Origin of the sequence: Pseudokineococcus basanitobsidens, from assembly GCF_037482545.1 — a bacterium.
GTDB classification, from domain to species: domain Bacteria; phylum Actinomycetota; class Actinomycetes; order Actinomycetales; family Quadrisphaeraceae; genus Pseudokineococcus; species Pseudokineococcus basanitobsidens.
In genome coordinates, this window is sequence record NZ_JBBIAA010000017.1 from 17,713 (window position 1) to 32,698 (window position 14,986).

Below are 14,986 nucleotides of genomic sequence, written 5' to 3' on the forward strand. Positions count from 1 at the left end.
GTCGGGCCGTGGCCGGCCCGACGGGGGACGAGCCGGACGAGCCGACCCAACCGGTGCGCGGGCCGCACCGAACGCAGGGGCAGGAGAGGTGCTCGGGACCGCGCCTCGCCGCGGGTCGACGACCGGCGGCCGGGGACGGGGTCGTGGCGAGATCGTGATGCGTCACGCAGGGACAGCCGGTCCCCGGAGCGGGCACGCTCGCGCTGGCGGTCGGGGCGGTGCCCCCGTCCAGGAGGGGGTCGACGTGGTGCCCAGTGCTGCCGACGGGGCGGGGAGCCCCACGGGCGGAACGCCCCTCGCGGTCGCCGAGCAGGCGGACGAGCCGGCCGTGGCCGACGCCGCGGCCGAGCCCATCCGGGTCCTCGTGGTCGACGACCACGTCCTGTACCGCCGGGGCTTGGAACGGGTCCTGGAGCTCGAGGACGACGTCGTCATCGTCGGGGAGGCCGGCGACGGCAGCGAGGCGATCGCCCGGGCGGAGGAGCTGCTGCCCGACGTCGTCCTCATGGACGTGCGGATGCCCCGGCGCAGCGGCATCGAGGCCTGCGCGGCCATCCGCGAGGTCGCCCCGAGCGCCCGCATCGTCATGCTGACCATGAGCGACGAGGAGGAGGACCTCTTCAGCGCCGTCCGCGCGGGCGCCGTCGGCTACCTCCTGAAGGACGTGCCGGGCGAGGAGGTCGCCGCGGGCCTGCGGGCCGTGCACGGGGGCCAGTCGCTCATCAGCCCGTCGATGGCCAGCCACCTGCTCGCCGAGTTCGCCGCGCTGAGCCGCCGGGGCGCCGCCGAGGCCGACGTGCCGGCCGTGCCGGCGCCGCGCCTGACGGCGCGCGAGCTCGAGGTGCTGCGCCTGGTCGCGCGGGGGCTCACGAACCGGGACATCGCCGGGCAGCTGTGGATCTCCGAGAACACCGTGAAGAACCACGTCCGCAACCTCCTCGAGAAGCTGCAGCTGCACTCGCGCATGGAGGCCGCCATGTACGCGGTCCGGGCGAGGCTGCTGGACCCGGAGGAGTAGACCCGGAGGAGTAGACCCGGAGGAGTAGCCCCGGAGGAGTAGACCCGGAGAAGTAGACCCGGAGGAGTAGCCCCGGAGGAGTAGACCCGGAGAAGTAGACCCGGAGGAGTAGCCCCGGAGGAGTAGACCCGGAGGAGTAGACCCGGAGGAGTAGCCGGGCGTCCGCCGGTGGGGGTCGTCCGGACCCCGGGGCGGACCGTGGTGGCCGTGCCCGTCCCGCGACGGGCGTGGCAGCATCCGCGCCCGTGGCGGGACCAGGCGCAGCGGCACGCGAGGTGCTCACGGCCGCGCAGGCGCGGCGGACGGCGCTGGCGGCCCAGGGCCTCGCCCGTCCCCGTCCCGAGGGGCGGCCGACGCCGCGGCACCTCCAGCGGGTCGTCGACCGTGTCGGCGTCGTCCAGCTCGACTCGGTGAACGTCCTCGCCCGCAGCCACCGGCTCCCCTTCTTCAGCCGCCTGGGCCCCTACGACGACGAGCTGCTGCGCCGGGCCGGCGAGCGGTCGCCGCGCCGGCTGGTCGAGTACTGGGCGCACGAGGCCAGCCTCGTGCCGCCTTCGACGCACCGGCTGCTGAGGTGGCGGATGGCCCGGGCCGCCGACGAGGCGTGGGGCCGCTACCGCCGGATCCTGTCCGAGCGCCCGCGCCTGCTCGACGACCTCCTCGCCGCCGTGGCCGAGGGCGGCCCCGGGACGGCGGCCCAGCTCACCGCGCGGCTGCACCCCGGCGCGCCCCGCAGCTCGGCGGGCTCGTGGATGGTCGCGCCCACCGAGGCGGTGCTGGCCGGCCCGGCCCGCGACGTCAAGGCCGCGGCCGAGCAGCTCTTCTGGTCGGGCGAGCTCTCCGCCGCCGGGAGGACCGCCCAGTTCGAGCGGGTCTACGACCTCAGCGCCCGGGTGCTGCCGCCCGAGGTGGCGGGCGCGCCGACGCCGTCCGAGGACGAGGCCGTGCGCGGGCTGGTCGAGATCGCCGGCCGGGCCCTCGGCGTCGCGACCGAGCCGCAGCTGCGGGACTACTTCCGGCTGCGCCCCGAGCAGTCGCGGGCCGCCGTGGCGGCGCTCGTCGAGGACGGCGTCCTCGCGCCGGTGCGGGTGCGGGGCTGGCGCCGCCCGGCGCTGCTGCACGCCGGGGCGACTTTCCCCCGCCGCGCGACCGGCCGGGCCCTGCTGTCGCCGTTCGACTCCCTCGTCTTCGAGCGCTCGCGGGCCGAGGAGCTCTTCGGCGTCCGGCTGCGCCTGGAGATCTACGTGCCCGCGGCGCGGCGGGTGCACGGGTACTACGTCCTGCCGTTCCTGCTCGGCGACGCGCTGGTCGCGCGCGTCGACCTCAAGGCCGACCGCGGCGCCCGCCTGCTGCGGGTCCAGGCCGCGTGGGGCGAGGCGGGCGCGCCGGAGCACGCGCCGGCCGAGCTGGCCGACGAGCTGCGGCTGATGGCCGGCTGGCTCGGCCTCGACGACGTCCTCGTGGTCGGCCCCGGCGACCTCGCCCCCCGGCTGGCGGACGAGCTCCGCCGGGGCTGACGCCCCGGGGCGGCCGCGCTCACGCGCCGTCGAGGTCCGACGCCGTGAGGAGGAAGCGGTCCAGCCGCACCGGTGGGCGGCCCTCGCCGTCGGGGGCCAGGTCCCACCCGGCGGGGTGCATGCGGGCCCGCCGCGCCACGGCGACGCTCGCGGCGTTGCCCGGCTCGGCGCGCACGAGCACCGCTGGCAGCCCGAGCCCGCCGACGTCGGCGGGCAGCAGCGCGTGCCGGGCCGCGGCCCGCAGCGCCGCGGTGACGACACCGCGTCCCCGCGCGTCCGGGTGCGCCCAGTAGCCGACCTCGGCGGGGCGCCCGCCCTGCCCGAGGCCGAACAGCGTCGTGGAGGCGAGGGCGGTGCCGGAGGCGGCGTCGGCGACGCACCAGCCGACCGCGTGCCCCTGCGCGGCGTCGGCGCGCAGGCCCTCGACGAAGGCGCGCGCCTGCTCGGGGCCGTAGGGCTCCGGCAGCTGGGTCAGCCACCGCCGCGTCGTCGGGTCGGTGCACGCCTGCACGACGCGGGGGACGTCGTCGTCCGCCCAGGGCCGCAGGACGGCCCCGGCCGACGGCAGCTCCACGCGGGGGACCTCGAGCCACGGCGTCGCCGGCTCCGTCGGGTCGCCGGCGCACCAGGTCCCCACCCAGGCGTCGTGCAGCTCGCCGCGCTGCGCGCTCCGCCGGCGCACCACGCCCTCGACCCGGATCCCCGCGGCCCACGCGCAGCGCCGGCTGGGCCAGTTGCCGACGTGCGCCTGCCAGCGCACGACGGCGACGCCACGGGCCGCGGCCCACGGGAGCAGGGCGCGCAGTGCGGCGGCGAGGTGGCCGCGGCCGCGGTGGCGCACGTCGAGGCCGTAGCCGACCTCCGCCCCGCCGTCGTCCGCCGGGCGCAGGCTGACGGTGCCGGCGTGCTCGCCGTCGACCTCGAGGGCCCAGGTGAGGTCCCTCCCGCTCGCCCAGCCGGCCGGCACCACCTCCCGGACGAACCGCTCGGCGTGCTCGCGGCGGTAGGGGACCGGGACGGTCGTCCACCGGGCGAAGACCTCCTCGGAGGCCATCGCGAGCACCGCGTCGACGTCGTCCCGGTGGTCAGCCGGGTCGGCGGTGCGGTAGCCGCGCAGCCGCGCGCCCTCGCGGACGGGGATGTCGGGCGGGGTGTCGGGCAGGTCCGGGCCGGGCAGCTCCATCCCCGGACCCTCCCGGGCCCGACCCGGCGGCGCAACGGACATCTCCCTGACATCTCCCTGCCGTCGCCGTCGTGCGACCGGCGCGGCGGCGGCGCAGGCTGGCGCCATGGCCCAGGAGCAGCAGGAGCAGCAGGAGCAGCAGAGGCAGGACGTGCAGCGGCGCGACGACGGGTGGGTGCTCGTCGAGGACGGCGTCGAGGTGGCCCGTGTCGCCGCCGAGCCCGCGGGCGACGGCGTCGTGGCCCTCACCCACACGAGCACGGACCCCGACCGTCGCGGCGAGGGCCTCGCCGGCTTGCTCGTCGCGGGGGCGCTGGCAGACCTGCGGGCCGACGACCTGCGCGTGCGCCCGGACTGCCCCTACGTGGCCTCCTGGCTCGAGGACCACCCGGACGAGAAGGACCTCGTGGCCTCCTGAGCCGACCGGGACGCCCCGCCCGACGGGTCCCGCGTCACGGCCGTGGGATGCCGGAGGGTGACCGCCGCGTGCGTAGCATGACGGCCGACCTGACCAGCCGCGCCGTCTCCCGCCCGGGACGCACCACCTCCCGGGACGCACGACCCCGGGGGCGACGCAGAGGGCGGGCGCGCCACCGCGCCCGCCGACGACATGGGGAGCGCGCGCCGTGGGGATGCTCGAGAAGCTGCTGAGGGCCGGCGAGGGCCGCGCGCTGCGCCGCCTGCAGGGCCTGGCCGAGCAGGTGGGCGCGCTCGAGGAGGACTACGAGGCGCTCTCCGACGCCGAGATGCGCGAGGAGACGGACAAGTTCCGCGAGCGCCTGGCGGACGGCGAGGACATCGACCACCTGCTGCCCGAGGCCTTCGCGAACTGCCGCGAGGCCGCGCGCCGCAGCCTCGGCCAGCGCCACTTCGACGTCCAGGTGATGGGTGGGGCGGCCCTGCACCTGGGCAACATCGCCGAGATGAAGACGGGCGAGGGCAAGACGCTCGTCGCGACGCTGCCGGCCTACCTCAACGCCCTCACCGGGCGCGGCGTGCACGTCATCACGGTGAACGACTACCTCGCGTCCTACCAGAGCGAGCTCATGGGCCGCGTCTTCCGCTTCCTCGGCGTCAGCTCCGGCTGCATCACCGACGGGATGCGGCCGGAAGCGCGGCGCGAGCAGTACGCGCTCGACATCACCTACGGCACGAACACCCAGTTCGGCTTCGACTACCTGCGCGACAACATGGCGTGGCAGACCGCCGAGATGGTCCAGCGCGGGCACGCCTTCGCGATCGTCGACGAGGTGGACTCGATCCTCATCGACGAGGCCCGCACGCCACTCATCATCTCCGGCCCGGCGCAGGGCGACGCGACGCGCTGGTACGGCGAGTTCGCAAAGGTCGCCCGCACGCTGAAGGTCGACGTCGACTACGAGGTGGACGAGAAGAAGCGCACGGTCGGCGTCCTGGAGAGCGGCATCGAGAAGGTCGAGGACCGGCTCGGCATCGCCAACCTCTACGACTCGGTCAACACCCCCTACGTCGGCTACCTCAACAACGCCGTGAAGGCCAAGGAGCTGTTCCGCCGCGACAAGGACTACGTCGTCACCGACGGCGAGGTCCTCATCGTCGACGAGCACACCGGCCGCATCCTCGCGGGCCGCCGCTACAACGAGGGCATGCACCAGGCCATCGAGGCCAAGGAGGGCGTCGAGGTCAAGGCCGAGAACCAGACGCTCGCCACCATCACGCTGCAGAACTACTTCCGGATGTACGACAAGCTCTCCGGGATGACCGGCACCGCCACCACCGAGGCCGCCGAGTTCCAGGGCACCTACTCCCTCGGCGTCATCCCCATCCCGACCAACCGCTCGATGCAGCGCATCGACGCCTCCGACCTCGTCTTCAAGAGCGAGGAGGGCAAGCTGGACGCCGTCGTGGAGGACATCGCCGAGCGGCACGAGAAGGGCCAGCCCGTCCTCGTCGGCACGACGAGCGTGAGCAAGAGCGAGCGGCTGTCGGCGCAGCTGGCCAAGAAGGGCGTGCGGCACGAGGTCCTCAACGCCAAGCAGCACGCCCGGGAGGCGGCGATCGTCGCGATGGCCGGGCGCAAGGGCGCCGTGACGGTGGCGACGAACATGGCCGGCCGCGGCACGGACATCATGCTCGGCGGCAACGCGGAGTTCCTCGCCGTGCAGCGGATGCACGCGGAGGGCCTGGACCCGGCGGAGAAGCCCGAGGAGTACGAGGCGCTGTGGCCCCAGGTGCTCGCCGAGGCGGAGGAGGCCGTGCGCTCGGGGCACGACGAGGTCGTCGAGCTCGGCGGCCTGTACGTGCTCGGCACCGAGCGGCACGAGTCCCGCCGGATCGACAACCAGCTGCGCGGGCGCTCCGGCCGCCAGGGCGACCCCGGCGAGTCCCGCTTCTACCTCTCGCTGCGCGACGACCTCATGCGGCTGTTCAACTCCGGTGCGGCCGAGGCGCTCATGGCGCGCACCGGCTTCCCCGAGGACCAGCCGCTGGAGTCGAAGGTCGTGACCCGCGCGATCCAGAGCGCGCAGGGCCAGGTGGAGGCCCGCAACTTCGAGATCCGCAAGAACGTCCTGAAGTACGACGACGTCCTCAACCGCCAGCGCCAGGTCATCTACGACGAGCGTCGCCGCGTGCTGGAGGGCGAGGACCTCGCCGAGCAGGTGACGCACTTCCGCGACGACGTCATCACCGGCTACATCACCGCCGCGACGGCCGAGGGCTTCGCCGAGGACTGGGACCTGGAGCAGCTCGTCACGGCGCTGGGGACGCTCTACCCGATCAGCCTGTCGGTGGAGGACCTCGAGGAGGAGGCCGGCGGCCGCCAGCAGATCACCCGGGAGAGCCTCCTGGAGGAGGTGCTCTCGGACGCGAGGCTCGCCTACGGGCGTCGCGAGGAGCAGCTCGGCGAGGAGGCGACCCGCCAGCTGGAGCGGCGCGTCGTGCTGTCGGTGCTCGACCGCAAGTGGCGCGAGCACCTCTACGAGATGGACTACCTCCAAGAGGGCATCTCGCTGCGCTCGATGGCCCAGCGCGACCCGCTGGTGGAGTACCAGCGCGAGGGCTACCAGCTCTTCACCGCGATGATGGACGCCATCAAGGAGGAGTCGGTCGGCTACCTCTACAACCTCGAGGTGCAGGTGCAGCCGCCCCAGCCCGCGGCCCCGTCCCCGACGGCGGACCCCGCGCTCGGCCTGGGCGTGGCGGCCGCGGCCCCGCAGCTGCGGGCCCGCGGGCTCGACGAGCCGACGACGCCCCAGCGCCTGGCCTACAGCGCCGGGTCGGTGGACTCCGAGGACGGCGTCGAGCGGCGGGTGGAGAACGCCGACGGCACCAGCACCTCGGGCGACGGCAACCGCGCCCAGCGCCGGCAGGCCCGCCGCCAGGCCTGAGGAGGGCGCCGACGGCGTCCCCGCGGCTACCCCACCTCGACCGCGGTCGCGCGCCAGCGGCGGTCCCAGCCCTCGAGGCGCAGGGCGACCGCGCGGACCCGGTCGCCGTCCACGACGACCGCCGAGGCCTCGACGACCCCCTCCGACGGCCGGCACACGTGCACCCGGCGGACGACGGCCGGCCGGCCCGCCCGCGACGCACCCGCCCCGGAGGGCGACGAGGGGCGTCGGGACGGCCGGGCCGGCCGCAGCCGCGCGGCCAGCGCCGCACGGCGCTGCAGCTCCGCGTGCACCTCGAGCGTCGTCCACCGGACGAGCTGGGCCGCGGGGCGATGGCCGGAGAGGACCTCGACGACGGCTCCGGCGAGGGCGCCGCACGTGCCCGCCGGGTCCGGGAGCTGGGCGTGCGTGCTGGCCCGGGCGGCGACGAGCGGGTCGGCGTCGGACCACGGCGGCCGGTGACCCGGCGCCCCGGGGAGGACGAGGACCTGCTGACCCGGGTGCTGACCGGCGTGCTGGTGGGGGTACCGGTCGCCCCGGGCGACGCCCGGGTGGTCCGGCAGCACGGCCGGCGGCGCGCTCACGGGCACGGGCAGGAGGCGGACGCGCGAGCCCGGCGTCGTCGGGCGCACCGCCGTCGGTGCGTCGGCTGCGCCCCCGGTCGGGCCCTCCTGGTCCTCGGGAGCGCGGCGGCGCGGGGACGCCCCCGCCGGGCACCCGGGGCGTGCACCGCGGGACACCCCCGCCGGCCCGCGGTCGCAGCGTCGTCCCCGTGCCGCCGTGGCCGCGGTCGTGAGCTCCTGGGTGGTCATCGGGTCGTCTCCTCGACGGGGGCGCGCAGGACCTGGCCGGGCCGGAGGAGGTCCGGGTCGTCCCCGACGACGTGACGGTTCGCCGCGTACCAGGCGGGCCACGTGGCGGCCACCTCGGCGTCGTCCGCGCCGGCCGGGAGCGACCGGGCCGCGATGCCCCACAGCGTGTCCCCGCGCACGACGACGACCTCCCCGGCGCCCACCTGCGGGCGGGGCGCGGGGACGACGAGCGCCTCGGCCGCCGTCGTCGCCTCCTCCTTCGGCCGCACGGGCGCCGTGGGGCGCCAGGTCACGTCGGGAGCCGCCCCGACGGCGTCCGGGGCCCGCGCGCCGTCGGTCGCGGCGCTGTCGACGGGCACCGTGAGGGCCGTGCCGCTCGTCACGTCGAGCACGACGCCCGACGCGGCCGGGGCGGCGAGCGCGGGCGCGGCGGCCGCCAGCGGACCGACCCCGAGGGCGGCGACCAGGGCGCCGCGCAGGACCGCCGGCAGCAGGCGCCCACCGGCGCGGTGCAGGACGCCCGCCGCCCGAGAGGCCTGGGGTGCCGTCCGGGCCGCGACGACCAGCAGGCCGCCGAGGGCCCAGGCGCCGGCCAGCAGCCCGCCGGCCCCCGCGGCGAGCCCCGCGACGGCGTCGTCGACCTGACCCGCCGGGCCGAGCGCCGACGCCAGCGACGAGGACGCCACGTGCAGGAGCGCCGCGGCGAGAGCCGCGAGGCCGAGGGCCGCGACCAGCACCGCGGCGGCGCGGCCCCGTCGCGGGCCGTCGCCTCCGCCTGCCGCCGGGGAGGGCGCCGTCGTGCCCGCGAGCCGCTCGCCGGTCGTCGGGGGGCGACGGTCCACCGCCGCCCGCGGGCCCGGGCGCGACGCGGGCGGCCGGGCCCGGGGCCCGGGGACGTCCCGCTGCCGCGGCGAGGAGCAGACGGGCGACCGGCGCGGTCGCGGGGCGCGGCCGCCACCACCGTCGGCGGGACCGGCCGGGCCCTGGTGCGCGACGGGACGGGACGTCCGTCGGCACCGTGCGGTGCCGGCGGGGCCCGTCCCGGGGCGGTGGCGGTCGCGGTGGTCGGGCTGCGATGCGCGCGGGTGCTGCACGGCGGTTCTCCTCGGTCGGCGCCTCGCGGCGGTCCGGTGGCGACGAGGCCTGTGTAGAGCACGAGGGGTGCGCACGGCAACGTTTGGCGCTGTTTGGTGGTCATCACCACCCGTCGGTGTCGACGGGTACGCGTCTGCCGGGTGAGGGCTACGGTGCCGCGATGCGGTGGGAGCGGCTCTTCGCCGACCTGGAGGGCCAGCTCGAGCAGGAGGACGCCGCGGCGCTGCGCGCCGAGGTCGCCGACCGGACCAGGGCGGAGCAGGCGGACGTGTGGCTCGCCGAGCGGCTGCGCGCGCACGTGGGGCAGCGGCTGGTCGTCCACCTGCTCGGTGCCGCCGTGGTGGAGGGCCGCGTGGAGGACGTCGGCCCGGACTGGGCCGTCCTCGCGGAGCCGTCCGCCCGGGGGCAGGCGCTCGTCCCGCTGGCCTCGGTGGCCTCCGTCGCCGGTCTCTCGCGACGGGTCGCCGTACCGGCGGGGGAGGTGCTGCGCCGGCTCTCCCTGCGCACGGCCCTGCGCGCCCTCGCCCGGGACCGCTCACCCGTGCGCCTGGACGTGCCCGGCTCCGAGCTCACCGGGACGCTGGACCGGGTGGCGGCCGACCACGTCGATCTCGCGCTGCACCCGCCGGGCGAGCCGCGTCGGGCGGGTGCCGTCCTCGAGGTCCGCGCCGTCCCGCTCGCCGCCCTCCGCGTCGTCCGGAGCACGTGAGCCGGTCCCGCGGCGGCCCGGGCGGTCAGACCGGGGCGGTCAGGCCGGGGCGGTCAGGCCGGGGCGGTCAGGCCGTGGCGGTCAGGCCGTGGCGGAGGACCCGCCCCCGGGGACGTCCGCGGACGGTCCGTCCGCGGCGTCGAGGCCGCCGCGGTCCACCAGCGCGCGGGTCTGGGAGTACATCCGCCGGATGTACTCCTCCAGCTCGGTCGTCTCGACGCGCCACTGCCCCCGCCCGCCCACCTTGATGGCGGGCAGGTCCCCGGAACGGACGAGGGCGTAGGCCTGCGCCGAGGAGATGCTCAGGATCTCCGCGACGTCCGCCAGGGGCAGGAACCGAGCGGGCACGTCCACTCCTCGCTTCGACGACGACCGCCACGGGGGCGGGACCGACCGGCGCGACCGGGCGGGAGCCGCGACCACGGCGCCCGGACCGGCGGAGCGGCGAGTCTGGCACGTCCGGTGGACGACGCCGGCACGGTCGGGTGGTCCTGTGGACGACGGCGCGGCCGACGGCCGGACCGCTGGCAGCATCCCCGCGAGCCGCCCGACCGGGCGGTGGGCCGCCGGGGCCGCAGGTGGTCCTGCGTCGGCGGCACCGACCGACCGGCTGCCGGCCGGTCCCAGGCTGGAGGTCGCCCGTGGCCGTGCCGGATCGCTCGGGAGCCCCGTCGGCGGTGCCGCGGGCGGGGGCGCCGGCCCGGCGCGTGGCGGTGCCCTCGTGGCGCGACCCGCGGCTGGCGGTCGGCGTCCTGCTGGTGCTCGCCGCCGTCGTGGCGGGGTCCCGCGTCGTGGCGGCGGCCGACCGGACCGTCCCGGTGTACGCCGCGGCGCAGGTGCTGACCCCCGGGGAGCCCGTCGGGGCCGACGACCTCGACGTCGTCCGCGTGCGCGTGGACGGCGGGGCCGGGGCCGGGGCCTACGTCGCCGCCGACGAGTCGTCGGGAGGCGGGGCGCCGGAGGGCCTCGTGGCGCTGCGCGGCGTCGGCGCCGGGGAGCTCGTGCCGGCGGCGGCCCTCGGGGCCGCCGGCTCCGTCGAGGTCCGCCCCGTCGGCGTGCCCGTGACCGGCGCCCTGCCCGACGGGCTCGTCCCCGGCGCCCTCGTGGACGTCTGGGTGACCGCGGTCGACCCGACGACGCCCGGGGCCCGCCTGGACCCCCGGCGGGTCGTCGCGTCGGCGCCCGTGGCCGAGGTCGACGACGACGCCGGCGGTCTGGGGACCGCGGCGGCGACGACCGTGCAGGTGCTGGTGGGCCCCTCCGAGCTCCCCGACGTCCTCGCCGCCCTGGCCGCCGACTCCCGGGTCGCGCTGGTCCTCTCGCCCGGCGGCGGGTCCGGGGCCCCGGCCGGGCAGCAGACGGCGCAGGAGCCGCGGGAGGCGGCGGCGGACGAGACCGAGGAGCAGGCAGCAGGAGCGGGAGCGGACGAGGCCGGCGACGAGCAGGCCGGCGCCGACGCGGGCGGGGACGACGCGGGCGGGGACGCCCCGACGTCCGCCGCAGGAGGCGCACCGGCACCGGAGGGGACGGCCGCTGCGGCGCCCACCGCGGCGGCGCCCCCTCCCGCGGCGGCTGCGGCGTCCGAGACCTCGGCGGCCCCGGCGGGAGCGGGCGCCGATGGCTGAGACCGGGGTGGTCGTCGCGGTGACGGGCGCCTGGGAGGCACCGCTCGTCGGCGCGCTCGGGCGCTCGCGCGAGCTGGTGGTCCTGCGTCGGTGCGCCGACGTCGCCGACCTGCTCGCCGCCGCGTCGACGGGACGCGTCGCGGCCGCCCTGGTCTCGGCGGACCTGCACCGCCTGGACCGCTCCTGCGTCGCCCGCCTCGAGGCGGCCGGCGTCGTCGTCGTGGGCCTGGCCGCCCCTGCTGCCCTGCGCGAGCAGGAGCCGCGCCTGCGGGCCCTGGGGGTGGCGGCGGTCGCCGCCGTCGACGCGCCGGCGGTCGAGCTCGAGCGCGTCGTCGCCGGGGCCCTCGCGGCCGCCGGGGCCGCCCGGGCGGCGGCGGCCGGACCGCCGGAGCGCCCCCGGGCGCGGGTGCCCGAGGTCGCGGACCCCGCCGCCGCCCTCGACGCGGTCGCGCGTGCGGCGGCGTCCGGGGGCGACGACCGGGTCGCGAGCGGCGAGGAGGAGCTGCTCCTCACGCCGGACGGGGCCCCCGCCGGCCCTCCCGGCCGCCTCGTCGCCGTCTGGGGGCCCGCGGGGGCGCCGGGCCGCACGACGGTCGCCTCCGGCGTCGCCGCGGAGCTGGCGGCCGCCGGCCGGCGCGTCGTGCTCGCGGACGCGGACACCCACGCCGCGAGCCTCGCGCAGGTCCTCGGCGTGCTCGACGAGGCCCCGGGGCTGGCCGCCGCCTGCCGGGCCGCCGGCGCCGGCTCCCTCGACGTCGCCGCCCTGCGCCGCCTCGCCGTGGAGGTCTGCCCGCGGCTGAGGCTGCTCTCGGGCGTCTCGCGCAGCAGCCGGTGGCCCGAGCTGTCGCCGTCGGCCCTGGACCGCGTGTGGGAGGTCGCCCGCGGTGACGCCGACTGGGTGGTCGTCGACCTCGCCGCCCCGCTGGAGTCCGACGAGGAGCTCAGCTACGACACCGCGGCGCCGCGCAGGAACGGCGCCGCGCTGACCACGCTGGCGGCCGCGGACGTCGTCCTCGTCGTCGGCGCGGCCGACGCGGTGGGGCTGCAGCGGCTGGTGCGCGGCCTGGCCGAGCTCGGCGAGGCCGTCCCGGGGACGCCCGCCCCGCGCGTCGTCGTCACCCGGGCCCGGGCCTCGACCGTCGGGACCCCGCCCGAGCGCCGCGTCCGGGACGCCGTGCTGCGCTTCGCCGGCGTGCGGGAGGTGGACGTCGTGCCGGACGACCGGCCGGCCCTGGACGCGGCGCTGCTCGCCGGCCGCACGCTCGTCGAGAGCGCACCGCGCTCCCCGGCCCGCACCGCCCTGGCCGCCCTGGCCGCCTCGCTCGACGCCGACTCCGGCACCGACTCAGGCACCGGCACCGGCTCCGGCACCGGCTCCGGCACCGGCTCTCGCGGCACGGCGGCCGTCCCGCGGCGGCGCCCACGGCTGCGCCGCCCGCGCCGACGGGCCGGCTGAGGACGGCACGGGCCCGACGCGGACCGGACGCGCGTCCGCGTCGGGGTCCGCGCGCCGTGGGTGCCCCGCCGTCGGGCAGGCTGGGTGCTCCCCGGGGCGGCTCGGCGCCGGGGGCAGGCGGAGGAGGTGGGCGGTGCCGGACCGGCTGAGCGCCCTGGACGCGTCCTTCCTCTACCTGGAGGAGAGCGCCACCGTCATGCACATCGGCTCGGTCATGGTGCTCGAGCCGCCGCCCGAGGGCTTCGACGTCGAGGCCCTCGCGCGCTCCGTCGGGGCCCGCACCGCCTACGTCCCGCGCTACCGGCAGCGGGTGCGCACCGTGCCCGGCCACCTCGCCAACCCGGTGTGGGTGGACGACGAGCGCTTCGACCTCGACTTCCACGTCCGTCGCACCGCGCTGCCCCGCCCGGGCACGCGCGAGCAGCTGACCGAGCTCGTCGCGCGCGTGCAGCCACGGCGCCTGGACCGCACCCGGCCGCTGTGGGAGGTCTACCTCGTCGAGGGCCTGGCCGGCGGCGGCCTGGCCGTCATCACCAAGACCCACCAGGCCATGGTCGACGGCGTGGCCGCCGTCGACCTCGGCCAGGTGCTCCTGGACGACGCCCCGTCCTCCGGCGCGCCCCCGGGGACGACGTGGCGCCCCGCGCCGGAGCCCTCGCTCGTCGAGCTGGTCACCGGGGCCCTCGTGGACGCCGTCCGCCGGCCGCCGCAGGTCCTGGAGACCGTGCGCGCCGGGGCGGGCGACGTCCGGACCGCGGTCCGCCGGGCCTCGAGCACCGCGACGGGGCTCCTGCGCGCCGCGTCCAGCGCCGCGGGGCCGCAGGGCGGCCCGCTCGACGTCGTCGTCGGGGAGCAGCGCCGCTTCGCCGTCGTCGACACCGCGCTGGAGGACTACCGGGCGGTGCGCCGCGCCGTGTCGGGTGCCCCCCGTCGGCGGGCCGGGCGCGGCGCGGCGGCCCGGGACGAGCCCGTCCCCCTCGTCGCGCGCACGGACCTGCACGACGTGGTGCTCGCCGTCCTCGCCGGGGCCCTGCGCGGCTGGATGCTCTCGCGCGGCCTGGTCCTCGCGCCGTCGGCCGTCGTCCGCACGCTCGTCCCGCTGAGCGTCACGGCGGGTGACCTCGACGACGGCTCCGCGCCGGACCGTGGTGCCGGCGGGCGGGGCGGGCCGCCGCCGGCCACGGAGGTCGTCGGGCACCTCGTCGACCTGCCGGTGGGGGAGCCCGACCCCGTCGTCCGGCTCCAGCGGGTCTCCTTCGGCATGCGTGCCCCGGGGGAGGGGCGCCGGGTCGGCGCGCGGGAGCTGGCCGGCCTCGCCGGCTTCGCACCCCCCACGCTGCACTCCCTCGGCGTACGCGTCGCCGGCTCGCTGAGCCACCGGGTCTTCAACCTCGTCGTGACGAACGTCCCGGGGCCCCAGCACCCGCTCTACGTGGGGCCCGTGCGGCTGGCCGCCTCGTACCCCGTCATCCCCCTCGCCGCCGGCCAGGGCCTCGCCGTGGGGGTCACCAGCTACGACGGGGCGGTGTCCTACGGCCTCAACGCCGACCGCGACGGCCTGCCGGACCTCGACGTCCTCGCCGAGTGCGTCACCGACGCCCTGGCCGAGCTCGTCGACGTCACGGCGGGGCCGCCGGGAGGTCGGCCGCGCTGACGGGCGCCGCCGACCGGCGGGCGGGCAGGATGCCTGCGTGCGCGTCTACCTCCCGGCCACCCTGCCGCTGCTCGCCGACTGGCTGTCCGCCGGGCAGGTGCGGGCGGGCGAGGGGCGCGCGGTGACCCCGGCGCTGCGCGAGTGGTACGCGGGCGGGGACGACGAGGAGCTGGAGTTCTCCGCCCTCCTCGAGGCCGCGACCGACGCCCTGGCGCTGCTGGCCGACGACGACGCGGCGCCGCGCCGCCGACTCGTCCTGGCGGCCGACGTCCCCGAGGCGGCGGCCCGCCCGACCGGCGGTGCGCTGGACGACGAGCCGCCGTCCCGCGTCGTCCTGCACGCCCCGGTGCCGCTGGACGCCCTCGTCAGCGCCCACTGCGACGAGGAGGGTGCCGCCCCGGCGGTCGCGGCGGCGGTGCGCGCCCTGCCGGCGGCCCGCTCCGGCGACGAGGACGCGCGCCTCGTCGTCGACGACGCGGAGGAGGCCGACCTCCTCTGGTACGACGCCACCGAGCTCGAGGACCTCGCCCGCCGGCAGGGCTGACGACC

General features: G+C 78.2%; 13 protein-coding genes. 9 read left to right on the top strand and 4 right to left on the bottom strand.

The features are described from left to right. Nucleotides 1-244 precede the first annotated feature (244 nt). Entirely contained in the window at nt 245-1,018 is a 774-nt protein-coding gene (locus tag WDZ17_RS12745) for a response regulator (RefSeq protein WP_339575541.1), read from the top strand. A gap of 245 nt (nt 1,019-1,263) precedes the next feature. Then, a complete protein-coding gene (locus tag WDZ17_RS12750; RefSeq protein ID WP_339575542.1) occupies nt 1,264-2,535 on the top strand; it encodes a winged helix-turn-helix domain-containing protein in 1,272 nt (423 codons plus the stop codon). A 19-nt stretch (nt 2,536-2,554) separates the two neighbouring features. On the opposite strand, the gene WDZ17_RS12755 is transcribed toward WDZ17_RS12750, so the two are convergent. Next, entirely contained in the window at nt 2,555-3,718 is a 1,164-nt protein-coding gene (locus tag WDZ17_RS12755) for a GNAT family N-acetyltransferase (RefSeq protein ID WP_339575543.1), read from the bottom strand. A gap of 106 nt (nt 3,719-3,824) precedes the next feature. Between WDZ17_RS12755 and WDZ17_RS12760 the strand changes: the two genes are divergently transcribed. After that, on the top strand, nt 3,825-4,136 hold the full coding sequence (locus tag WDZ17_RS12760) for a GNAT family N-acetyltransferase (RefSeq protein WP_339575544.1): 312 nt from the start codon (nt 3,825-3,827) through the stop codon (nt 4,134-4,136). A 214-nt stretch (nt 4,137-4,350) separates the two neighbouring features. Further along, a complete protein-coding gene (gene secA / locus WDZ17_RS12765; protein ID WP_339575578.1) occupies nt 4,351-7,086 on the top strand; it encodes a preprotein translocase subunit SecA in 2,736 nt (911 codons plus the stop codon). Between the two features lie 26 nt (nt 7,087-7,112). On the opposite strand, the gene WDZ17_RS12770 is transcribed toward secA, so the two are convergent. Further along, nucleotides 7,113-7,898, bottom strand: a complete 786-nt coding sequence (locus WDZ17_RS12770) for an Rv3235 family protein (RefSeq protein WP_339575545.1) — start codon at nt 7,896-7,898, stop codon at nt 7,113-7,115. Further along, on the bottom strand, nt 7,895-8,740 hold the full coding sequence (locus WDZ17_RS12775) for a LysM peptidoglycan-binding domain-containing protein (RefSeq protein WP_339575546.1): 846 nt from the start codon (nt 8,738-8,740) through the stop codon (nt 7,895-7,897). The genes WDZ17_RS12770 and WDZ17_RS12775 overlap by 4 nt, the downstream gene beginning before the upstream one ends. Before the next feature lie 413 nt (nt 8,741-9,153). On the opposite strand from WDZ17_RS12775, the gene WDZ17_RS12780 reads away from it, so the two are divergent. Next, nucleotides 9,154-9,702 (top strand): hypothetical protein, encoded by a 549-nt coding sequence (locus tag WDZ17_RS12780; RefSeq protein ID WP_339575547.1) that lies wholly within the window; start codon nt 9,154-9,156, stop codon nt 9,700-9,702. A gap of 81 nt (nt 9,703-9,783) precedes the next feature. Here the strand turns inward: WDZ17_RS12780 and WDZ17_RS12785 are convergent, their stop codons facing one another. Further along, nucleotides 9,784-10,050, bottom strand: a complete 267-nt coding sequence (locus tag WDZ17_RS12785; RefSeq protein ID WP_339575548.1) for a helix-turn-helix domain-containing protein — start codon at nt 10,048-10,050, stop codon at nt 9,784-9,786. Nucleotides 10,051-10,343: 293 nt separating this feature from the next. On the opposite strand from WDZ17_RS12785, the gene WDZ17_RS12790 reads away from it, so the two are divergent. From WDZ17_RS12790 to WDZ17_RS12805, 4 genes are all read left to right on the top strand, one after another. After that, nucleotides 10,344-11,327, top strand: a complete 984-nt coding sequence (locus WDZ17_RS12790) for a hypothetical protein (RefSeq protein WP_339575549.1) — start codon at nt 10,344-10,346, stop codon at nt 11,325-11,327. Continuing rightward, on the top strand, nt 11,320-12,783 hold the full coding sequence (locus WDZ17_RS12795; RefSeq protein ID WP_339575550.1) for a CpaE/TadZ family protein: 1,464 nt from the start codon (nt 11,320-11,322) through the stop codon (nt 12,781-12,783). Before WDZ17_RS12790 ends, WDZ17_RS12795 begins: the two co-directional genes overlap by 8 nt. Nucleotides 12,784-12,916: 133 nt before the next feature. Continuing rightward, a complete protein-coding gene (locus WDZ17_RS12800; protein ID WP_339575551.1) occupies nt 12,917-14,437 on the top strand; it encodes a wax ester/triacylglycerol synthase domain-containing protein in 1,521 nt (506 codons plus the stop codon). Nucleotides 14,438-14,474: 37 nt separating this feature from the next. Next, nucleotides 14,475-14,981, top strand: coding sequence for a DUF6912 family protein (locus WDZ17_RS12805; RefSeq protein WP_339575552.1), 507 nt, complete (start codon nt 14,475-14,477; stop codon nt 14,979-14,981). Nucleotides 14,982-14,986 lie beyond the last annotated feature (5 nt).

What these genes read in the sequence shown, in the direction of transcription:
- secA (WP_339575578.1), top strand. Translation starts at nt 4,351, where the DNA reads ATGCTCGAGAAGCTGCTGAGGGCCGGCGAGGGCCGCGCGCTGCGCCGC.
- WDZ17_RS12760 (WP_339575544.1), top strand. Translation starts at nt 3,825, where the DNA reads ATGGCCCAGGAGCAGCAGGAGCAGCAGGAGCAGCAGAGGCAGGACGTG.
- WDZ17_RS12770 (WP_339575545.1), bottom strand. Translation starts at nt 7,898, where the DNA reads ATGACCACCCAGGAGCTCACGACCGCGGCCACGGCGGCACGGGGACGA.
- WDZ17_RS12755 (WP_339575543.1), bottom strand. Translation starts at nt 3,718, where the DNA reads ATGGAGCTGCCCGGCCCGGACCTGCCCGACACCCCGCCCGACATCCCC.
- WDZ17_RS12780 (WP_339575547.1), top strand. Translation starts at nt 9,154, where the DNA reads ATGCGGTGGGAGCGGCTCTTCGCCGACCTGGAGGGCCAGCTCGAGCAG.
- WDZ17_RS12795 (WP_339575550.1), top strand. Translation starts at nt 11,320, where the DNA reads ATGGCTGAGACCGGGGTGGTCGTCGCGGTGACGGGCGCCTGGGAGGCA.